The sequence below is a fragment of the Rhodopseudomonas rhenobacensis genome (assembly GCF_014203125.1).
Classification (GTDB): domain Bacteria; phylum Pseudomonadota; class Alphaproteobacteria; order Rhizobiales; family Xanthobacteraceae; genus Rhodopseudomonas_A; species Rhodopseudomonas_A rhenobacensis.
The window spans coordinates 1-21,438 of the sequence record NZ_JACHIH010000020.1 but is presented as its reverse complement, the minus strand read 5'-3'; the positions used below and the strand labels follow the sequence as shown (position 1 = coordinate 21,438).

Genomic DNA, 21,438 nt, shown 5'->3' with positions numbered 1-21,438 from the left:
TAAAAGAGAGGATTTCGTAACCATCCGGTTCCTCTTTTGCCCGTCGGTTGTCCCAAGTCCGACGCAGCGTTAAGGAGTGTCGAGATGAGCAAGATCGCAGTTGCGACGGCGGCCCTGCTGGCCGCTGGTCTGGCCTCGGCGCAGGCGGCGGATCTGCCCTATGGCGGCTCGCGCGCGCCCTATACGGTCTACCAGCCGCTCAATGCCTATAGCTGGGCCGGCCCCTATCTCGGCGGCAACCTCGGCTATGCCTGGGGCAGCGTGCAGAACAACCCGACCGAGCCGTCGGGCGTGGCCGGCGGCGTGCAGGCCGGCTACAATTGGCAATCCGGCCAGTTCGTGTTCGGCCTCGAAGGCGACATCGCGATCAGCGCCGCCGACGACCGCTTCGCGTCGTGGAAGTTCTCCAACCCGTGGTTCGGCACGGTGCGCGGCCGGGTCGGCTACAGCTTCGACAACCTGCTGGTGTACGGCACCGGCGGCCTCGCCTTCGGCGAACTGAAAGGCGAGCGCTTCGGCGCCTCGGAGTCCCACACCAATGCCGGCTGGACCATTGGCGCCGGCGCCGAATTCGGCCTGAGCCAGAATTGGAGCGCCAAGGTCGAATATCTCTACGTCGATCTCGGCAGCAGCAATTTCGGCATTACCGGCGTGCCCAACAGCTATCAGTTCGGCGTCGTCAGAGTCGGCGTCAACTACCACTTCTAAGACAACCCTTCGTTACAAGAAACTCAACTGAAACGAACTCCCGGCCGTTCTGCGGCCGGGATTTTTTTGTGGCGTGCGTTGGGATAGCGGGCGAGCCTCTGCAAAGAGGGCGGAGATGATCAGGCCTTTCGCCCGCCCCGTCATGGCCGGGCTTGACCCGGCCATCTACGCCCGCGAGCAACGCCTTGCTTGTTTCCGTGGATGGCCGGGACAAGCCCGGCCACGACGCGGAGAGGTGGTCGATCTCCGAGATGCCGCCGATGCAGCACGCCTGATTGAATTTATGCGCGGCTGCTCAGCCGTTCAGGACACTACCAGATTGACCGCCTTGGGGCCCTTGCCCTTCTTGTCCGGCTCGACTTCGAAAGTAATCCGCTGTCCTTCGATCAGATCCTTCAACCCGGCGCGCTCCACCGCGGTGATGTGCACGAACACGTCGCGACCGCCGTCGTCCGGCTTGATGAATCCGTAGCCGCGCTCGCCGTTGAAGAACTTGACCGTTCCCGTCATCGCCATCGGGAAAACTCCCTTCCCCCGCATTGCTTCCCCCGCCGCGCGCTCGCGCGTCGGCTCGACCGGTCATTGCGCTTTGTCGGAAAGCTGGGCCATGCGAGCGGGGCAGACGTGTCGCCTGCCGGTTCAAAGGCGCCCTCGGGCCGTATCACTCCGCCGCCCCCATTTGCGGAAGCGGAACGTCAAGCCAGTCCAATAGTCGTAAGCATAATACGGTTCATTGCGGATTGCCTACCGTCAGTTGCGACTTTTCGCATCTGACCGAGATACCTGCTTAAGGCTTGGCCACTTAAGGCTTGGCCACTTCCAGCCTGAAGCGGCCGGCGCCGCCCTGGCCGAGCGGCTTTTCCAGCTCGGGCAAGATGATCTTCAGCTCGGCGGCGAGCGTCCAGGGCGGGTTGACGATCAACAGCCCGGTCGACACCAGGCCGCCTTCGGGACTTTGCGGCGCGACGCTGAATTCCAGCCGCAGGCAGCTGCCCGGGGTCGGCGCCCGGCTCGCGAGGTCGGCGACGTGGCGCGCCAGCCCGTCGGTCGCCCGCCGGCTTTTCACCGGGTACCAGATCACGTAGCAGCCGCTCGGCCATTTCGCGAAGGCTTCGGAAAACCCCGCCGCGACCCGCTCGAACTCGTCCTTGCGCTCGTAGGGCGGGTCGATCAGCACCAGCCCGCGGCGCTCCTTCGGCGGCACGAAGGCCGGCAGCCCGACCCAGCCGTCGAGATCCACCACCTTGGCCTGGGGGTCGCGGTGCAGCGCCTTGATCAGCCGCTTGCGCGCGGTGAGTTCGACCTCGCAGGCCACCAGGCTGTCCTGCGGCCGCAGCAGCGCGCGGGCGATCAGCGGCGAACCCGGATAAGCGGTCAGCTCGCGCTGCGGGTTGAAGGCGCGCACGATGTCGAGGTATGGCGCCACCAGCGGCGCCGCCTTCTCGGAGAACCGCGCCTGCATGATCCGGGCGATCCCGGTCAGCCATTCGCCGCTGCGGCTCGCCTCGTCGCCGGTCAGGTCATAGACCCCGGCGCCGGCATGGCTGTCGATCACCCGGAACGGCGCGGGCTTGTCCTGCAGATAGGTGAGGATGCGCACCAGCACGAGGTGCTTGATGACATCGGCGAAACTTCCGGCGTGAAAGGCGTGGCGGTAATTCATCGCGAAGCAGTAGCGCGGTTTTGGCGACCGGGGAAACCGGTTTTGCAGCCATCGGCCCGCTCTCCAGGCTCCGGACGGTGTGGGCAGCGCCGCCGCCTCGCCAGACGCGCCGGCTTAACCGGCCGTTAGGGCTGTTTCCGCCGCCTCCCCGGCCCGGCGGACGCCGCGCCGATCGCATGCTCCGCAGCCGCCGGGCGACGCCGCGCTCGTTCTCCGCGCGGCGGCCGTGAGGGGTTAACGCGCTGTTTAACCGCCGGTGCTAGTTCTGGACTTCTGAGGAAGGCAAGTCGTTCTCACGGTCTTGTCTTCAGGTGTGTCGGCCAAACCGGCAGTTGTTCATTGATTTTCGACGCACCTCTGTCGTGCGCGGTGGGAGTTCAAGATGGCGGTCGACCTATCGATGCCGGTTCTGGTGGTGGATGACTACAACACCATGATCCGCATCATTCGCAATCTGCTCAAGCAGCTGGGCTTCCAGGATATCGACGACGCCAGCGACGGCTCGGCGGCGCTCGCCAAGATGCGCACCAAGAAGTACGGCCTGGTGATCTCGGACTGGAACATGGAGCCGATGACCGGCTACGACCTGCTCAAGGAAGTCCGCGCCGATCCCAATCTGGCGATGACCAAGTTCATCATGATCACCGCGGAATCCAAGACCGAGAACGTGATCGCCGCCAAGAAGGCCGGCGTCAACAACTACATCGTCAAGCCGTTCAACGCCGCGACGCTGAAGACCAAGATCGAAGCCGTATTCCCGGATCACGTGCCGGCGTAACAGTCTGGAAGCTCGCCGCAAATGCGGCGATTCTGTCCGTCACTTCGCTCACCACGTCATGGCCGCGCTCGTCGCGGCCATCCACGCCCCCGCGGGAGGCCTTGCCTGTTTCCGTGGATGGCCGGGACAAGCCCGGCCATGACGCGGAGAGGTCGGTGACTTTCGCAACGTCACCGGTGCAGAGCCGGCTCCCATGAGGAAGTAGGGCCTGCGTGGCTTGGCCCCACCCTACCAGCGCAATTCGCGGGTCAAGGCCCGCGGCGGGTGGCCGAACAGTTCGCGCACCTGCAACGCATCCAGCCCGTCGAGCCCCTCGAACGCCTCGGCGTGAATGCCTCGGGTCACGAACAGGCAGTCGATGCCGAAGCCCTGCGCGCCGGCCAGATCGGTGCGCACCGAATCCCCGATCGCCAACACCCTGTTCAACGGCACCGGCGCGCCGCGCAGCGCCTGCGCGATCGCCAGCGTGCGCTCGTAGATCGGCCGGTGCGGCTTGCCGTAGAAGATCACCTCGCCGCCGAGCTCGCGATACAGTTCGGCGATCGCGCCGGCGCAATACACCAGCCGGTCGCCGCGCTCCACCACGATGTCGGGATTGGCGCAGACCAGCGTCAGCTTGCGCTGCAGCGCCTGCCCCATCATCACCCGATAGTCTTCGGCGGATTCGGTCTCGTCGTCGAACGGCCCGGTGCAGACGATATAGTCGGCGCTCTCCAGCGGCGCGAACACCGGATCGAGCCCGCGATAGATCGAATTGTCGCGCTGTGGGCCGAGCCAGAACACCGACTGGCCGCTGCGTTCGGCGACGAAATTGCGGGTCAGATCGCCGGACGAGACGATCGCGTCATAGCTGTCGTCGGCGACGCCGAGCTTGCGCAGCTGCCGCTGCACCGAAGCCGCGGGCCGCGGCGCGTTGGTAATCAGGATCACCGTGCGGCCCTCCGCGCGCGCGGTCTTCAACGCCGCGCAGGCCTCGGGGAAGGATTCCAGCCCGTTGTGCACGACGCCCCAGATGTCGCTGAGCACGACGTCGACGTCGGCCACCAGCTCGCTGAGATGCTCGATAAAACGCAAGGTTGTCATCGGCTGCTGCGCGGCTCAGTTCGGGCCGGCGGCGCGGCGCACCAGCGCGGCATTGCCGGTGACGCGCTTCGGTTCGATGCGGCCGATCTCCGTCCGCGTGGCCTTGCCGATGTCATTGCTGCCCCGTTGTTGCTGGTCCGGCGCGGTCGCCGCATGGCCGGCGGTGGCGGCGTCCGGCCGCAACGGACGCGGGGCCGCGAACAGGAAGCCCTGCCCGAACCGCACGTCGAAATCCAACAGATCCAGCACCGCGCGCTCGCCCTCGATCCGCTCGGCGATCAGATCGATGCCGAACCGCCCGAGCAGGTCGGACAGATCCGCCGGATGGATGTTCGCCGCCGGCGTCTCGCTCTGCAGCATCAGCGCCGCCGGCACCTTGATGAAGCGCACGCCGCGGTCGGCGAGGTCGCGCGGATCGAACCGCAGATCGGTGACGTGATCGATCGAAAAGCGATAGCCGCGCTGCGCCAAGGCGGCGACGTGTTCGATCTCCATCGGCCCCAGCGCGCGGAACGCGTCCTGCTTGAACTCGATGATGAAGGAGCCGGCCTGCGCGCGGTTGGCCTCGAGAAACTCCAGGCATTGCCCGAAGGTGTCGGCGTCGGCCAGCGTCGAGGCGGCGATGTTGCAGAACACGCCGACCTCCTTGTTGCGCACCATCAGCCTTCGCAGCACCTGCATGCAGCGCAGCAGCAGCGCGTGATCGATCTTGCCCATCAGCTGCGCGGCCTCGGCGGCGGGCAAAAATTCCTCGGCGGTCAGCACCTTGTCGGCGTCGTCGCGCAGCCGGGTCACCGCCTCGTAGAACCGCACCTTGCGCTGCGGCAGCGAGACGATCGGCTGCAGATAGATGTCGACGCGGTTGGCCTCGATGGCGTTCTTCACCGCGGCGACCAGCTGCGGCTCGCTGCGCGGCGCCGGCGGCGACACCGCGGCGGGTTCGCCGGCCGGCTCGGCGATCACGGTGCGGGCGATCTGCGCGGCGACCGGCTCGGCGTCGCGCGGCGGCACCACGATCGGCGGCGCCTCTCGTCGGGGCGCCGGCGGCTCCGCACGGACGGGCGCTGGCGGCGCGGCCGACAAAAGATCCTCATGGCCGGCGACGGTGTTGGCCAACTGCTTGACCATGGCGCCGAGTTCGCTGATTTCGTCGCGCACGATCTGGATCTGGTCCGGGCCGTGAGCGGCGGGAGCGCCCGGCGCCCGGCCCTCCAGCGCCGACAGCCTTCGGCTGAATTCGGCGACCTGGCGCGCCAGCTCGGCGATGCCACGCGACAGATCGGCGACCTGGCCGGAGACGTCGCTGCGGTCGCGCAGCCGCATCGCCACCGCGTTGTACAGCACCAGAAAGGTCAGCGTGGTCATCGCCACCAACGCCGATTCGCCGAAGCTGAACCGGGCCATCGAATACAGCACCATGCCGAGCGAGGCCGAGACCAGCACCATGCAGATGGCGATGAATATCGTGGAAATACGGATCATCGAACGCGGACGTTTCTCCGAGGCATCGCCCGGCCAGGTGGATGAACGCTGGCCATCAAACCATGCCCCAAATGACAAAAGCCGCGCATTCCGGTGGTTAACCGGCCTCCACTTACGGACTGCGCAGCAGACGCAACTGTTGCGCCATCATTGGTGATTCGGCGGACGTGTCCACAGCTTTCGTCCGCCGGCCACAGGAGCTTCAGGCGACCGCGCGAATGATCCTGGACAGCTTCTCGGCGATTTCGCCGATCTGCTCCTCGCTGACGATCAACGGCGGCGTCAGCGCCAGGGTGTCGCCGGAAATCCGCATCATCAGATCGAACTCATGGAAGCCGCGGTTCAGCGCGTCATAGCCGCGGGTGCCGGGCGCATCCGCGCGCGGCGCAAGGTCGATGCCCGCTGTGAGACCCACGGTGCGGATGTCCACCACATTCGGCTCGTTCTTCAGCGACATCATCGCCTGCGCCATGACCGGCTCGAGCTTCAGCGATCGCTCGAACAGCTTTTCATCGCGGTAGATGTCGAGCGTGGCGAGGGCGGCGGCGCAGGCCAGCGGATGCGCCGAATAGGTGTAGCCATGGTACAGCTCGCAGGCGTGTTCCGGCCCGGTCATGAAGGCGTCGTGGATGGCGTCGCGCACCAGCACGCCGCCCATCGGCACCGCGCCGTTGGTGACGCCCTTGGCGAAGGTCAACAGATCCGGCGTCACCCCGTAGCGCTCCGAGGCGAAGGCATAGCCGAGCCGGCCATAGCCGGTGATCACCTCGTCGAAGATCAACAGGATGCCGTGCTTCTGGGTGATCTCGCGCAGCCGCTTCAGATAGCCCTTCGGCGCCGGCAGCACGCCGGTGGAGCCCGACATCGGCTCGACGATCACCGCGGCGATCGAATTGGCGCCGTGCAGCGCCACCAGACCCTCGAGGGCCTCGGCGAAATGCGCGCCATACTCCGGCTCGCCGATGCTGAAGGCCTGCTTGGCCCGGTCATAGGTGGCGGGAAGATGGTCGACACCGGCGATCAGGCTGCCGAACATCTTGCGGTTGGCGCCGATGCCGCCGACCGCGGTGCCGCCGAAGCCGACGCCGTGATAGCCGCGCTCGCGGCCGATGAAGCGGGTGCGCCCGCCCTCGCCGCGGATCTGGTGATAGGCCAAGGCGATCTTCATCGCGGTGTCGGCGGCTTCGGAGCCCGAGTTGCAGAAGAACACCTGCTCAAGCCCCGCGGGCGCCAGATCGACGATCCGGCTGGCGAGCTCGAACGCCTTCGGCTGGCCGAACTGGAACGGCGGCGAGAAATCCAGCTCCTCGGCCTGCTTGGCAATCGCAGCGGAAATTTCCTTGCGGCCGTGGCCGGCGTTGCTGCACCACATCCCGGAGGCGCCGTCGATCACCTTGCGGCCGTCGCTGGTGACGTAATGCATGTCCTTGGCGCCGACGATCATCTTCGGCGCCTGCTTGAACGAGCGGTTCGCGGTGAACGGCATCCAGAAGGCCGCCAGATCGTTCGGCACATTGACGGCGGGCGCGGAGCTTTTGTCGAGCATTGGGATCCTCATGGGGGGCGCGGGGCGCATCGGGCCAAGCAGGCCGGCGATCGACGCACAGGCTATCAGCTTCGCGGGCCCACGGAAACGCCGCCAGCCCATCTATTTCGGCGGGGCATATATCCGCTGCGAACGCGGCGGATTTGCGCCGGATCAGACAACCCATGCTTGCTGTGCGCGGGGTCGGCTGCTACCAACCCGGCCTCAGATTGAAGGCGACCATGGCTGAAAAACCCAAAAAACCCCAGAAACTCCGCGCCCGGCTGCCCCGCGGCCTCGCCGACCGCGGCCCGGCCGAACTGGCGGCGACCCGCGCCATGGTCGAGACCATCCGCGCGGTCTATGAGCGCTACGGCTTCGAGCCGGTGGAGACCCCGGCGTTCGAATTCACCGACGCGCTCGGCAAGTTCCTGCCCGACCAGGACCGCCCCAACGAGGGCGTGTTCTCGTTCCAGGACGACGACGAGCAGTGGATCTCGCTGCGCTACGACCTGACCGCGCCGCTGGCGCGCTATGTGGCGCAGAACTACGGCACGGAGAACCTCGTTCTCCCCTATCGAAGCTACCGCTTCGGTTACGTCTATCGCAACGAGAAGCCCGGCCCCGGCCGGTTCCGCCAGTTCATGCAATTTGATGCGGACACGATCGGCACCGCGCAATCTGGACCTTCGGCTGCGGCTGCCGACGCCGAGATGTGCATGATGGCTGCGGACACGATGGAAGCGCTGGGCATTCCGCGCGGCAGCTATGTGGTGAAGGTGAATAACCGGAAGGTGCTCGACGGGGTGATGGAGAGCATTGGCCTCGGCGGCGAGGAGAATGCGGGGCGAAGGCTTACGGTGTTAAGGGCGATCGATAAGGCGGACAAGTTTGCGGCTGCGGAAGTTGAGAAGCTACTCGGAGTCGGCCGATGGGATGGCGGCGAAGAGGGGAAAGGCGACTTCACAAAAGGTGCAGAATTAAGCCGTGCGCAAATCGCTAGCTTCGCCATCTTCTTGACGTATCGTCCGGCCCAGGTTGTTCCGGTCGAGCAATCAAACGGCGCGATCGAAATTAGAATGAAAACTGTTGTACTGCTCAAAAACGGGCAGACAGAGTACCGTGATCCGGACAACAGCAATACAATTGAGAATCTCAAACTACTCCTGCCAAGCCATCCTCTAGTCGATGCAGGCGTGGCAGATCTCGTTGCAATAAATGATATCATCGATAAGTCGGGCTATGGTGATCGGGTGATTATCGATCCCTCCGTCGTCCGCGGCCTCGAATACTACACCGGCCCGGTCTACGAAGTTGAACTCTTGCTCGACACCAAGGACGAGAAGGGCCGCCCGGTGCGGTTCGGTTCGGTCGGCGGCGGCGGGCGCTATGACGGCCTCGTCTCGCGCTTCCGCGGCGAGCCGGTGCCGGCCACCGGCTTCTCGATCGGCGTCTCGCGCCTGCAGGCCGCATTGACGCTGCTCGGCAAGCTCGACACCAGGCCGCAGCCCGGCCCCGTGGTGGTCACGGTGTTCGACCGCGACCGCGTTGCGGACTATCAGAAGATGGTCGCGCGCCTTCGCGCGGAAAACATCCGCGCCGAGCTCTATCTCGGCAATCCGAAGAACATGGGCAACCAGCTCAAATACGCCGACAAGCGCAATTCGCCTTGCGTGATCATCCAGGGCTCGGACGAGAAGAACGATCCCGACGGCGCGCAGATCATCGTCAAGGACCTCATGCTCGGCGCCGAACTGGCGTCGCTGGAAAAGGACCGCGAGGAATATCTGCAAAAGCAGGCCGAGGCGCAGCGCAAGGTGCCGGAAGCCGACCTCGTCGACGAGGTCCGCCGCATCCTCGCCAAGCACGACGTGCGCTGGAGCTAACGCCGGGCCGGCGGTTCGCAAGCGTCCAAACCAAAGTAAGCCGTCATTCCGGATTGCGAGTTCGTAAGAACGAGCAAGTCCGGAATCCATACTCCCTGCGGTGATTATGGATTCCGGGCTCGCTCGCAGCTAAAGCTGCTCGCGCTCCGGAATGACGGCGTTGTATGCTCGAACGCATTACTTCGCCGGCAGCACCGTGCCCTCCACCGCGCCGAAGCCGATGCGCAGGCCGTCGCGTTCGCACCAGCCGCGCAAGGACACCGAATCGCCGTCCTCGAGAAAGCTACGCCGCTCGCCGCCCGGCAACGCCAGCGGCTCGGCGCCGTTCGAGCTGATCTCCAACAGGCTGCCGCGCTCCCGCGGCCCCGGGCCGCTGATGGTGCCGGAGCCGAGCAGATCGCCGACCCGCATCGCGCAGCCGCTTGAGGCATGGTGCATCAGCTGCTGCACCGACGACCAATACATATATTTGAAATTCGTAGCGCAGATCGTGGCCGGCGCCGCCATCGCGGGCGTGCGCAGATCAACCTGCAGCGCGAGGTCGTAGTTGTTGGCCCCGCGTTGCGCCAGATAGTCCAGCGGCGCCGGTTCCTGCGCCGGCCCCTGCACCCGAAACGGCTCCAGCGCCTCGCGGGTCACGATCCACGGGCTGATCGAGGTGGCGAACGCCTTGCCCTGGAACGGGCCGAGCGGCACGTATTCCCATTGCTGGATGTCGCGCGCGCTCCAGTCGTTCAGCAGCACGAAGCCGAAGATCATGGCTTCGGCCTGCGCCTCGCTGAGCCGCTCGCCGAGCTCGGACGCTTGCCCGATCACCACGCCGATTTCGAGCTCGAAGTCGAGCCGCCGGCTCGGCGCAAAGCGCGGGCCGGCGTCGCCCAGGTCTTTCAATTGCCCATGCGGCCGGCGGATCGCGGTGCCGGACACCACCACCGTCGAAGCGCGGCCGTTGTAGCCGATCGGGATGTGCAGCCAGTTCGGCAACAACGGATCGGCCTTGTCGCGAAACAGCGCCCCGACATTTGTCGCGTGCTGTTTCGACGAATAGAAATCGGTGAAGCCCGCGACCTGCAGCGGCAGATGCAGCGTCACGTCGCGTTGTGGAATGATTGCGCGGGCGCGCAGCGCGGCGTCGTCGCGCAGTTCCGGATTGTCATGGCGCAGCACTTCGCTGATTCGCGCCCGCGTCGCCGACCACGCCTCCAGCCCGAGCGCCATGAAGCCGTTGATCGCGCCTTGCGCGAACACATCGCCCGGCACGTCGAGTAGCCCCGCGCTCGCTAACGCTGCGAGATCGAGCACGAACTCGCCGATCGCAACACCAATGCGCGGCGACGGCTGCGAGGCCGTCGAAAACACGCCGTAGGGCAGGTTCTGGATCGGAAAATCCGAGCGCGGATCGACCGTAACGAACGAACGCAGACTGGGATCGTTGGGATGCATCACGGCCGAGTCGGATCGAAGCGCTTTTGCAGCCCGCGCCAGCACTCGGAATAATCACTCTGCAGCGTGCCGGAGGTCGCCGCGTGCGCGGTGACGCGCTGCGGATAGCGGGTCTCGAACATGAACGCCAAGGTGCCGGTGAGCTTCACCGGCTTCAGCTCGCCGTTCGAGGCATGATCGAATGCGTCGCGGTCCGGGCCGTGCGGCAGCATCATGTTGTGCAGCGACGCGCCGCCGGGCAGAAAGCCCTGCGGCTTGGCGTCGTACACGCCGTAGATCAGCCCCATGAATTCCGACATGATGTTCATGTGATACCACGGCGGGCGGAACGTATTCTCCGCCACCATCCAACGCTCCGGGAAGATCACGAAGTCGATATTGGCGGTGCCGGGGGTTTCCGACGGCGAGGTCAGCACGGTGAAGATCGACGGATCGGGATGGTCGAAGCCGATCGCGCCGACCGGCGAAAACGTCCGCAAATCGTATTTATACGGCGCGTAGTTGCCGTGCCAGGCCACCACGTCGATCGGCGAATGCGGCAGGCTGGTCTTGAACAACGCGCCGCCCCATTTGACGAACAGCTCGGTGGGTTGATCGCTATCTTCATAGGCCGCCACCGGCGTCAGGAAGTCCCTCGCGTTGGCCAGGCAATTGGCGCCGATCGGGCCGCGCTCCGGCAGCGTGAAGGCGCCGCCGTAATTCTCGCACAGATAGCCGCGCGCCGGCCCGTCGATCAGCTCGACGCGGAATTTGACGCCGCGCGGGATCACCACGATCTCGCCGGGCTGTGCGCTAATCACGCCGAATTCGGTGACAAGCCGCAGGCCGCCCTGCTGCAGCACGAACATCAACTCGCCGTCTGCGTCGTAGAAATGCTGGTTCACCATCGACGCGCTGATCAAGTACATGTGCGCGGCCATGCCGGCTTGCGTATTGACGTCGCCCGCCGTGGTCATGGTCTCGACACCTTGCAGAAACGTCTGCGCGGCTTGCGGCAGCGGCGGCGGGTCCCAGCGCAATTGCGCGATCGGCATGTCGTGCTCATGGCAGGGCGCGGAGCGCCACAGCCCGGCCTCGGCTTTCTCGAAGCGGCCGGAGTGCTGCACCGAGGGCCGGATCCGATACAGCCAGGAGCGCTCGTTACTGCCGCGCGGCGCGGTGAACGGCGAGCCCGACAATTGCTCGGCATAGAGCCCGTAGGGCGCGCGCTGCGGCGAGTTGCGCCCGAGCGGCAGCGCGCCGGGCAGCGCCTCGGTTTCGAACGAATTGCCGAAGCCCGACATGTAGCCCGGGGTGATGCCCTGCGCGGCGCGATTGATGATCTCAGGAGCGGTGGTGATGTTCATGGCATCCTCCGTGTGGTTTGCGGATCATCCGCCTTGCAGCGCCGCCCACATCTCGCGGTCGCGCTCCGCGGTCCAGATCACCGGGTCTTCGATGCCGGAGGCTTCGTCGAAGGCGCGCGAGACGTTGAACGGCAGGCAATGTTCGTAGATCGCAAAGCTGGAAAACTTCGGATCCATCACCTCGCGGCACGCCGCCATGGTGTCCTTCAGCGGACGGCCCTTGGCGACCGCGAGTTCGGCGGCGCCATACAACGAGCCGACGAAGTCGCGGGTCATCGCGATCGCCTCGCGGGTGGTGTCGAGGCCCGTCAGCGCGGCGCCGCGGCCGGGCGCGATCGCCTTCGGGTTGAATTCGCGGATTTCGTTCAGCGTGCTCGGCCAGTCGCGCAAGTAAGCGTCGCCGCAATAGCACGCCGAATGATATTCGATCAGGTCGCCGGAAAACATCACCTCGGCGTCCGGCACCCAGGCGACGATATCGCCGGAGGTGTGGCCGGCGCCGAGCTGCAGCAGCCGCACCTCGCGCTTGCCGAGATAGATCGACATCTCGCCCTCGAAGGTCAGCGTCGGCCAGGTCAGTCCGGGAATGCTCTCGGCGTCCTGAAACAGCCGCGGAAACCGGCCGAATTCGGAATCCCAATCCTGCTGGCCGCGCTCTTCGATCAGCCGATGAGTTTCTTGCGATGCGACGATGCCCTGCGCGTCATAGGCCGAGGCGCCGAGCACGCGCACCGCGTGGTAATGCGACAGCACGACGTATTTGATCGGCTGGTCGGTGACGGCGCGGACCCGCTCGATCACCTTGCCCGCCATCGCCGGCGTCGCCTGGGCGTCGAACACGATGCAACCGTCCTCGCCGACGATCACCGCGGAGTTCGGATCGCCCTCGGCGGTGAAGGCGTAGAGATCGGGGCCGATCTCCGAAAACGTGATGGCCTTCTCCGCCATGTCGGTGGTGGATGCGAAACCTTTGGTCATCAGGTGTCATTCCTTTACGACGTTGAATTTGATAGCTGCGGCGCGGCAGCTCTTCCCTCGCCCCGCTTGCGGGGAGAGGGTGGCCCGGCGAAGCGGAGCGAAGCCGGGTCGGGTGAGGGGGCGTCGCGTTTGAACTCTGGCGCCCCCTCACCCGACTTCGCCGCGCTGACGCGCGTCAAAGTCGACCTCTCCCCGCGCGCGGGGAGAGGTGAAGGCGGTGCTCGGACAGCAGCTTTTCCACGCAGCTTGCTTCATCGAAGCCTCATCCCTCCCCCACCACGCCGCGCTTCGCCAGCTCCACCGCCTCGCGTAGCACGCCGAGATCGCCGATGTGGTTGGCGAGCGTCAGCACCAGGGCGGCGTCGAGTGCGGCGCTCTGCTCGTCGCTGAGCCCGCGATGCGCCTCGACGATCAGCCGATAGGCGGCATCGGGGTCGGCGAAATTCGACGTGGTCGACAGCGTCATCGCGCGTTCTCGGCGTTCGCTCGGACGACCAGCTTGGCGCACGGCCTTCGCCACGGTTGCGGCCGGCTCCCTCGCCCCGCTCTTGCGGGGAGAGGGGTGGGGTGAGGGGCTCTGCTGACCAGCATCGTCCAACGATCACTCGGGCGCACTGCCAGGCCCCTCACCCGATCCGGCTTCGCTAACGCTACGCCGGATCGACCTCTCCCCGCGGAGCGGGGAGAGGTGAGGCCGCGCGCGCGGCGCGGCTGAACCAATGTCGCGAAAGGATGCAGCAAATTCCTCATGCTTGTCCCCTCGCCCGCGCCAGCGCGGCGTCGAGCGCGGCCGGCGTCGGTTGTTTGAAGCGCGCGGCGACGTAACCGTCGGGGCGCAGCAGATAGGCGGCCCCCGGCGACGCATCGTAACGTTGCGCGAAATGCCCGGCGTTATCGCGCAAGGGCGCGTCGCGGCCGATCCGGATCTCGCCGACGCCGTCCGGCAACGCCGCGCCGTTGGCGGCGTGCAGCAGCGTGAAGCCGCGCCCGGCGGCAACGAACGCATCGCTGAGATAGCAGGCGGCGCCGTCAGTGCGCGCCAGCGGCGCGTCGATCATAGACGCGCCGGGCTTTGGCCCGCCGGCCCACGCCTCGGCATCGGGCGTCGACAGCGGACTATCATAGACCGACGGCACCGACAGCCGTCCGGCATTGACCATGCGCTTGGCGAAATCCGCCTCCTTGGCGAGCTGCAACACCGCGCCGCGCAGCCTTCGTTCCTGCGCCGAGTGCGGTGCGATGAAATCGGTCGAGCGGGTGGAGGCGCGGATGTTGTCGTCGGCGGCCTGGCCGCGCTCGACGTCGTAGCTGGAAAGCAACGCGGCGCCAGCCTTCCCGCGCAATACCAGATCGAGCTTCCAGGCCAGATTCTCGCCGTCCTCCAGCCCGGAATTGGCACCCCGGGCGCCGAACGGCGACACCTGATGCGCGCTGTCGCCGGCGAAGATCACCCTGCTGTGCAACAGCCGCTGCATCCGCCGGCATTGGAATTTGTAGACCGAGATCCATTCGAACGAGAAGTCGCCATGGCCGAGCATTCGCTCGATCCGCGGCCGGACGTTTTCCGGCTGGCGTTCGACCGCCGCATCGGCGTCGGCGCCGATCTGCAGATCGATGCGCCAGACATTGTCCGGCTGGCGGTGCAGCAGCGCCGACTGCCCGGAATGGAACGGCGGGTCGAACCAGAACCAGCGCTCGGTCGGAAACTCGGCCTGCATCTTGACGTCGGCGATCAGGAACTGATCCTCGAACACCTCGCCTTCGAACTCGGCGCCGACCAGGCCGCGCAGCGCCGAGCGCGCGCCGTCGCAGGCCACCACATAGTCCGCAGCCAGCCGGTACTCACCGTCCGGCGTCGCGATGGTCAGCACCGCGTGATCATTGTGCTGCGCGAGCCCGGTCACCTTGTTGCGCCAGCGCAGGTCGATGGCCGGCAGCTGCTGCACGCGGTCGAGCAGGAAAGCCTCGGCGTAGTATTGCTGCAAGTTGATGAAGGCCGGCATCTTGTGGCCGCTCTCCGGCAATAGATCGAACCGATACACCATGGCGTCGCGCAAAAAGATCTTGCCGACCTGCCAGATCACGCCCTTGTCGAGCATACGGTCGGCGACGCCGAGCCGGTCCCAGACTTCCAGCGAGCGTTTGGAAAAGCAGATCGCGCGCGAGCCCTCGCCGATCCGGTCGGCGTCGTCGAGCAGCACTACGGATTGACCGCGCTGCGCCAGATCGATCGAAAGCGACAGCCCGACCGGACCCGCGCCGACCACCACGACGGGGTGCCGCGCGGGATCATGCCGATCCTGATCGGGATGGCGTCGATAGCCGAACGCGGCCGGCGCCATCGTTCAGGCCCGCTCGCGCTGCAGAACCGCAAACGCCGTCATTGAAGTTTCCACCCTGTGTTGGTCTTAGTTTTGATGCATCTTGGCCGCAGAAGCCGCGCGACGCAACCGCGGCGTCGGCCGGCCGGCGCGGTTGACGGCGCCGGGCGGCGCCGTTTGATAATGCCGGTTGCGTCACGTAAGCTCACCGCGCCGCAAGCCGTTCGGCGCCCATCAGTTTGGACCCGCGTCGAATGAGAATTGGCCTCGCTTTGGTTGCGATCCTGTCCCTGGCGATGTCGCCACTCACAGCTTGGGCCGCGGAGCCGGGCGCGCGGGTAGCGCTGGTGATCGGCAACGCGAAATATCCCGATAGCGACCGGCCGCTCAAGGAACCGATCAACGACGCCCGCGAGCTCGGCGAGGAATTGAAGCGCGCCGGCTTCGACGTCGAGGTCGGCGAGAATCTGGGCGGCGAGGCGATGCGCCGCGCCTTCGATCGGCTGTACGACCGGGTCAAGCCGGGCTCGGTGGCGCTGTTGTTCTTCAGCGGCTTCGGCATTCAGTCCAATCGGCAGAGCTACCTGATCCCGGTCGACGCGCAGATCTGGACCGAGCCCGACGTGCGCCGCGACGGCGTCAGCCTCGAAACCGTGCTCGGCGAGATCCACAGCCGCGGCGCCGGCATCAAGGTGGCGCTGCTCGATGCGTCGCGGCGCAACCCGTTCGAGCGCAGGTTCCGCAGCTTTTCCGCCGGGCTTGCGCCGGTGATCGCGCCGAACGGCAGCCTGGTGATGTATTCGGCGGCGCTGAGTTCGGTGGTCAGCGACAATGGCGGCGAGCACGGCCTGTTCGTGGCCGAATTGCTCAAGGCGCTGCGCGCGCCGGCGCCGAGCGTCGAGGACACGCTGAACCGCACCAGGCTCGCCATCAATCGGGCTTCGAAAAGCGAACAGGTGCCGTGGGTGTCGTCGTCGCTGACCGAAGAATTCTCGCTGGCGCCGCGCCCCACCGTGGCGCTGAACGCGCCGCCGCTGCCGCCGAGCATCGAACCGCCGACGCCCGCCGCGGTGCCGGCGCAGCCTGCGCCGATCGAAATCGCCAAACCCGCAGCGCCGCCGCCCGCCGCCAAACCGCCGGAGCAGCCCGCCGCCGCACCGCAGGCCGCGCCTGACGGCAACAGCAGCGAATTGGCGCTCGCCGAAGACCCCACCATCAAGGCGCTCAGCGACAAGCTCGCCGACAATCCGGAGGACGCCAACGCGCTGTATCGCCGCGGCCAGGTCTACGCCAGCAAGGGCGCCTATGCGCTGGCGGTGCAGGATTTCGACGCCACCATCAAGCTCAACCCGCGCGACGTCGAGGCCTACAACAATCGCTGCTGGGTGCGCACCGTGATCGGCGACCTGACCGCCGCGCTGAAGGACTGCAACGAGGCGCTGCGGCTGCGGCCGAATTTCGCCGATGCACTCGACAGTCGCGGCCTGGTCAACCTGAAGAACGGCCAGACCAAGAACGCGATCGCCGATTTCGACGCCGCGCTGAAGATCGATCCGCGGCTGACCTCGTCGCTATACGGCCGCGGCCTCGCCAAGCAGCGCAATGGTGCGGCCGCCGAGGGCGATCTCGACGTCGCCAATGCCAAGGCGATGGACCCCAACATCGTGCAGGAATTCGCCGGCTATGGCGTGCGCTGAGCAATTTGATACGTCGCGGTTCGACCGCGCCGGCGACCGCCACCCGGCGTTTTTTGTCGGGCATCTCTTGGCCGGTGTTGGGCCGCTGTGTAGATTGCCGACGCACACCGCCGCATGCCAGACTTGTTGACGGGGTTTCGATGCTGACAGTTCCGAGACCCGCTCTGCCCGCGACTGAGCGTGAGCATGCGTTCCGATTTCCATCCTCGATCGCAGTCGCGATGCTGTCCGCCTTGCTATGCCTCTCCGCAGTCGCGCGCGCAAACGCCCAGGCCGACCAGCCTGCGGCCACTGCCCAAGTGATCGTCGCCCGCGCCGGCAACGCCTGCTTCTCCGACATGGTGCGGGTCACCGGCTTTGTGGTGCCGCGCCGCGAGGCCGTCGTCGTTGCCGATCAAGAAGGATCGCGCGTCACCGAGATTCTGGTGCGCGAGGGCGACAGCGTCACCGAGAACCAGGAGCTGATCCGGCTCACCGGCGCAAAGTCGCTGCGCGCGCCGGCCGCGGGCCTGGTCACCCAGATCGCCACGCAGGTCGGCGCGCCGGCCTCGCCGCAGGCGGGCCCCATGCTGCGGATCGCGGTGAAAGGCGAGGTCGAACTCGACGTCGAGGTGCCGGGCATTCACGCGCTGAAGCTCTCGCCCGGCGCGCCGGCGCGGATCTCGCGCGACGACGGCGCTGACCTGGTCGGCAAGGTGCGGCTGGCGGCGCCGCAGCTCGACCGCGCCACCCAGCTCGGCCACGTCCGGCTGTCGCTCTCCAACACCCAAGACCTCAAGGTCGGCACTTTCGCCCGCGCCACTATCGACGCCAGGCGCAGCTGCGGCGTGGCGATCCCGCGCACCGCGGTCGATCGTCTCGCCGTGCAGGTGGTGAAGGGCAACGTCGTGGAGACCCGCAAGGTGCGGGTCGGGCTCACCTCGGACAGTTCGATCGAAATTCTCGAAGGCCTCAAGGAGGGCGACCTCGTGGTCGCCGACGCCGGCACTTCGCTGCACGACGGCGACACCATCAAGCCGCTGCTCGCCGACGACCTCGAGCGGACGCGGGTGCGCTGATGGCCCGCATGAACATCTCGGCCTGGTCGATCCGCCACCCGCTGCCCTCGATCGTGTTCTCGATCATCCTGTTGGCGCTGGGCTGGGTCTCGTTCACCAAGCTCGCGATCACCCGACTGCCGAACGCCGACATTCCGGTGATCTCGGTGTCGGTGTCGCAGTTCGGCGCAGCACCGGCCGAACTCGAGGCGCAAGTCACCAAGACCATCGAGGACGGCGTCTCCGGCGTCGAAGGCGTGCGCCATATCGCCTCCTCGATCACCGACGGGCTGTCGCTGACCACCATCCAGTTCGCCCTTGAAACCAACACCGACCGCGCGCTCAACGACGTCAAGGACGCCATCACCCGGGTGCGCAGCCAACTGCCGCAGAACGTCAACGAGCCGCTGATCCAGCGCGTCGACGTGATCGGGCTGCCGATCGTCACCTATGCGGCGATCTCGCCCGGCAAGACCCCCGAACAATTGTCGTGGTTCGTCGACGACGTGGTGAAGCGCGCGCTGCAGGGCGTGCGCAACGTCGCGCAGGTCGAGCGGATCGGCGGCGTCGAGCGCGAGATCCTGGTCTCGCTCGATCCCGACCGGCTGCAGGCCGCGGGACTGACCGCGGTCGATGTCAGCCATCGGCTGCGCGGCAGCAATGTCGACCTCGCCGGCGGTCGCGCCGAAATCGGCAGCAACGACCAGGCGATCCGGACGCTGGCCGGTGCCAAGACCCTGAACGACCTCGCCGGCACCATGATCAGTCTGCCGGCCGGCGGCGAGATCCGGCTCGACGACCTCGGCACCGTCACCGACACCATCGCCGACCGCCGCACCTTCGCGCGCTTCAACGGCGAGCCGGTGGTGGCGCTCGGCATCAAGCGCTCCAAGGGCGCCAGCGACGTCGTGGTGGCGGCCGCGGTGCAGAAGCGCATCGACGCCTTGAAGGCGCAGTATCCCGACGTCGACCTCAAGCTGATCGATACGTCGGTGGACTACACCAAGGGCAATTACGAAGCCGCGATCTCGACGCTGTTCGAAGGCGCGATCCTGGCGGTGATCGTGGTGTTTTTGTTCCTGCGCGATTTCCGCGCCACCGTGATCGCCGCGATCTCGCTGCCGCTGTCGATCTTCCCGGCGTTCTGGGCGATGGACCTGCTCGGCTTCTCGCTGAACCTGGTGAGCTTCCTCGCGATCACGCTATCGACCGGCATCCTGGTCGACGACGCCATCGTCGAGATCGAAAACATCGTCCGCCACATCCGGATGGGCAAATCGCCGTATCGCGCGGCGCTCGAAGCCGCCGATGAAATCGGGCTCGCGGTGATCGCGATCTCGCTCACCATCATCGCGATCTTTGCGCCCGCCAGTTTCATGTCCGGCATCGCCGGGCAGTTCTTCAAGCAGTTCGGCATCACCGTCTCGGTGCAGGTTTTCTTCTCGCTGCTGGCGGCGCGGTTCGTCACCCCGGTGCTGGCGGCGTATTTCTTGAAGGATCATCCGCACGACGACAAGCCGCCCGGCCTAGTGCTGCGCACCTACACAAAACTCGTCACCTGGTCGGTGCGGCATTATTTCATCACCGTGCTGCTCGGCGTCGGCGTGTTCGCCGCCTCGATCGCCAGCATTCAGCTGTTGCCGCAGGGCTTCCTGCCGGCGCAGGATTCCGCGCGCTCCCTGCTCGCGGTGGAATTGCCGCCGGGCTCGCAGCTCGCCTTCACCGAACAGACCACCGAGGACATCGTGGCGCGCCTTCGCAAGCGCCCGGAAGTGCGCAGCGTGTTCGTCGACGGCGGCCGGGTGCCGCCCGGCATTTTCGAGGTGCGCCGCGCCGCGCTGATCATCAACTACACGCCGAAGGGCGACCGCTCCATCACCCAGCGCGAGCTCGAGCTGTCGATCGGCAAGGAGCTCGAGGCGGTGCCGGACATCCGCTACTGGTTCCTCGACGAGAATGGGCTGCGCGCCATCGCGCTGGTGGTCACCGGGCTCGACGGCAACGTCGTCGGCAACGTCGCCCAGGAGCTTGCGAGCCAGATGAAGCGGATTCCGACCATCGCCAATGTGATCTCGGAAACCTCGCTGGATCGCCCGGAATTGCGCATCCTGCCGCGCGCCGATCTCGCAGCACGGCTCGGCGTCTCCACCGAGAGCCTGTCGGAAACCATCCGCGTCGCTACCATCGGCGACGTCGGCCCGGCGCTGGCGAAATTCGACGCCGGAGATCGGCTGGTGCCGATCAGGGTGCAGCTCGCCGACGGCGCCCGCGGCGATCTGCAGGTGCTGGAGCAATTGCGGGTGCCGACCGGCGGCGGCCGCGGCGGAGTTCCCTTATCGGTGGTGGCCGACGTCAAATTCGATCAGGGCCCGACCAGCATCAACCGCTACGACCGCGAGCGCCAGGCCACCGTCGCCGCCGACCTGGTCGGAACCGCGGCGCTCGGCGACGCGCTGAAGAAGATCTACGATCTGCCGGTGATGAAGACGCTGCCGAAGACTATCAGCGTCAAGCAGTCCGGCGACGCCGAGAGCCTCAACGAATTGTCCGACGGCTTCGCAACCGCAATCTCGGCCGGGCTGATGATGGTCTATGCGGTGCTGGTGCTGCTGTTCGGCACCTTCCTGCAGCCGATCACCATCCTGTTCTCGCTGCCGCTGTCGATCGGCGGCGCCATCGCGGCGCTCTTGATCACCGGCAAACAACTCACCACGCCGGTGTGGATCGGCATTTTGATGCTGATGGGCATCGTCACCAAGAACGCCATCATGCTGGTGGAGTTCGCGGTGGAATCGATCCGTAACGGCGAGCAGCGCGAAGCCGCGATGATCGACGCCGGCATCAAGCGGGCGCGGCCGATCGTGATGACCACGGTGGCGATGGTCGCCGGCATGATGCCGAGCGCTTTGGCGTTCGGCGCCGGCGGCGAATTCCGCTCGCCGATGGCGCTGGCGGTGATCGGCGGGCTGTTGTTCTCCACGGTGCTGTCGCTGATCTTCGTGCCGGCGATGTTCATGCTGATGGACGATATCGGGCAATTGTCGTGGCGCTTCGGCAAGCGGCTGCTCAACACGCATCACGACGAAGCGGCGCCGCCGGCCGCCCCGGTGGCGCAGCCGGCCACGCCCGGCTATGTGGACGATCCGAGCGCAGCGAAAGCGCCGCCGCGCTGGCGGAAGTAATGCACCGTCGTTCTGGCGAAGGTAGTGAGTAGAATCGCAACGCCGCGCCACCGGCAGCGCGCTCCCCTCCCCCTTGCGGGGAGGGGTTGGGGGTGGGGGGGCGCGGTCGGGTCCCGCTAATCGGCGTTCGGTCGCATCGCGTCGGCAAGCCAACTATCCATCAGAGGGACAAGCGTCGTGCTCGGAGCCCCCCACCCCCGACCCCTCCCCGCAAGGCAGGGGAATCGCATGTGGGAATTTGTAAGCTGTTGCGAAGCGGAGGGAAATTGATTCTGAAGGAGGCTCCCGATTCGGATGGAGCAGCCGATG

16 protein-coding genes are annotated in these 21,438 nt (G+C 66.4%); 6 read left to right on the top strand and 10 right to left on the bottom strand.

Annotated elements, in window-relative coordinates:
- Positions 1-84: 84 nt before the first annotated feature.
- Positions 85-708, top strand: coding sequence for an outer membrane protein (locus tag HNR60_RS15345; protein ID WP_184258987.1), 624 nt, complete (start codon positions 85-87; stop codon positions 706-708).
- 303 nt (positions 709-1,011) lie between these two features.
- Here HNR60_RS15345 and HNR60_RS15340 read toward each other — a convergent pair whose 3' ends face one another.
- Both HNR60_RS15340 and HNR60_RS15335 read right to left on the bottom strand, forming a co-directional pair.
- A complete protein-coding gene (locus tag HNR60_RS15340) occupies positions 1,012-1,224 on the bottom strand; it encodes a cold-shock protein (RefSeq protein WP_184258985.1) in 213 nt (70 codons plus the stop codon).
- A gap of 286 nt (positions 1,225-1,510) precedes the next feature.
- Positions 1,511-2,371, bottom strand: a complete 861-nt coding sequence (locus tag HNR60_RS15335) for a 23S rRNA (adenine(2030)-N(6))-methyltransferase RlmJ (RefSeq protein WP_184258983.1) — start codon at positions 2,369-2,371, stop codon at positions 1,511-1,513.
- Positions 2,372-2,753: 382 nt separating this feature from the next.
- On the opposite strand from HNR60_RS15335, the gene HNR60_RS15330 reads away from it, so the two are divergent.
- On the top strand, positions 2,754-3,149 hold the full coding sequence (locus HNR60_RS15330; RefSeq protein ID WP_184258981.1) for a response regulator: 396 nt from the start codon (positions 2,754-2,756) through the stop codon (positions 3,147-3,149).
- Between the two features lie 228 nt (positions 3,150-3,377).
- On the opposite strand, the gene HNR60_RS15325 is transcribed toward HNR60_RS15330, so the two are convergent.
- From HNR60_RS15325 to aptA, 3 genes are all read right to left on the bottom strand, one after another.
- Positions 3,378-4,232 carry a TIGR01459 family HAD-type hydrolase gene (locus tag HNR60_RS15325; protein ID WP_184258979.1) on the bottom strand — a complete coding sequence of 285 codons (855 nt, stop codon included), beginning with the start codon at positions 4,230-4,232 and terminating at the stop codon, positions 3,378-3,380.
- A gap of 15 nt (positions 4,233-4,247) precedes the next feature.
- Positions 4,248-5,714 (bottom strand): EAL domain-containing protein, encoded by a 1,467-nt coding sequence (locus HNR60_RS15320; protein WP_184258977.1) that lies wholly within the window; start codon positions 5,712-5,714, stop codon positions 4,248-4,250.
- A 202-nt stretch (positions 5,715-5,916) separates the two neighbouring features.
- Positions 5,917-7,260 carry an omega-aminotransferase AptA gene (aptA, locus tag HNR60_RS15315; RefSeq protein WP_184258975.1) on the bottom strand — a complete coding sequence of 448 codons (1,344 nt, stop codon included), beginning with the start codon at positions 7,258-7,260 and terminating at the stop codon, positions 5,917-5,919.
- Positions 7,261-7,481: 221 nt separating this feature from the next.
- Between aptA and hisS the strand changes: the two genes are divergently transcribed.
- The gene (gene hisS / locus HNR60_RS15310) at positions 7,482-9,125 is read left to right on the top strand and encodes a histidine--tRNA ligase (protein ID WP_184259120.1); all 1,644 of its coding nucleotides are present in this window, start codon (positions 7,482-7,484) and stop codon (positions 9,123-9,125) included.
- Between the two features lie 177 nt (positions 9,126-9,302).
- Here hisS and fahA read toward each other — a convergent pair whose 3' ends face one another.
- From fahA to HNR60_RS15285, 5 genes are all read right to left on the bottom strand, one after another.
- On the bottom strand, positions 9,303-10,568 hold the full coding sequence (gene fahA / locus HNR60_RS15305) for a fumarylacetoacetase (protein ID WP_184259117.1): 1,266 nt from the start codon (positions 10,566-10,568) through the stop codon (positions 9,303-9,305).
- A complete protein-coding gene (gene hmgA, locus HNR60_RS15300) occupies positions 10,568-11,914 on the bottom strand; it encodes a homogentisate 1,2-dioxygenase (RefSeq protein WP_184258973.1) in 1,347 nt (448 codons plus the stop codon). Before hmgA ends, fahA begins: the two co-directional genes overlap by 1 nt.
- A gap of 24 nt (positions 11,915-11,938) precedes the next feature.
- On the bottom strand, positions 11,939-12,892 hold the full coding sequence (locus HNR60_RS15295; protein WP_184258971.1) for an MBL fold metallo-hydrolase: 954 nt from the start codon (positions 12,890-12,892) through the stop codon (positions 11,939-11,941).
- A gap of 262 nt (positions 12,893-13,154) precedes the next feature.
- On the bottom strand, positions 13,155-13,358 hold the full coding sequence (locus HNR60_RS15290; RefSeq protein WP_184258969.1) for a DUF2783 domain-containing protein: 204 nt from the start codon (positions 13,356-13,358) through the stop codon (positions 13,155-13,157).
- Positions 13,359-13,638: 280 nt separating this feature from the next.
- Positions 13,639-15,234, bottom strand: a complete 1,596-nt coding sequence (locus HNR60_RS15285; protein ID WP_184258967.1) for an FAD-dependent oxidoreductase — start codon at positions 15,232-15,234, stop codon at positions 13,639-13,641.
- A 233-nt stretch (positions 15,235-15,467) separates the two neighbouring features.
- Here HNR60_RS15285 and HNR60_RS15280 point away from each other — a divergent pair, with 233 nt between their 5' ends.
- The 3 genes from HNR60_RS15280 to HNR60_RS15270 all read left to right on the top strand — a co-directional run bounded on the left by HNR60_RS15280 (position 15,468) and on the right by HNR60_RS15270 (position 21,129).
- Complete coding sequence (locus HNR60_RS15280; protein WP_184258965.1) at positions 15,468-16,910, top strand: caspase family protein; 1,443 nt, start codon at positions 15,468-15,470, stop codon at positions 16,908-16,910.
- A 221-nt stretch (positions 16,911-17,131) separates the two neighbouring features.
- A complete protein-coding gene (locus tag HNR60_RS15275) occupies positions 17,132-17,968 on the top strand; it encodes an efflux RND transporter periplasmic adaptor subunit (RefSeq protein WP_184258963.1) in 837 nt (278 codons plus the stop codon).
- Complete coding sequence (locus HNR60_RS15270; RefSeq protein ID WP_184258961.1) at positions 17,968-21,129, top strand: efflux RND transporter permease subunit; 3,162 nt, start codon at positions 17,968-17,970, stop codon at positions 21,127-21,129. The genes HNR60_RS15275 and HNR60_RS15270 overlap by 1 nt, the downstream gene beginning before the upstream one ends.
- Positions 21,130-21,438: the final 309 nt, after the last annotated feature.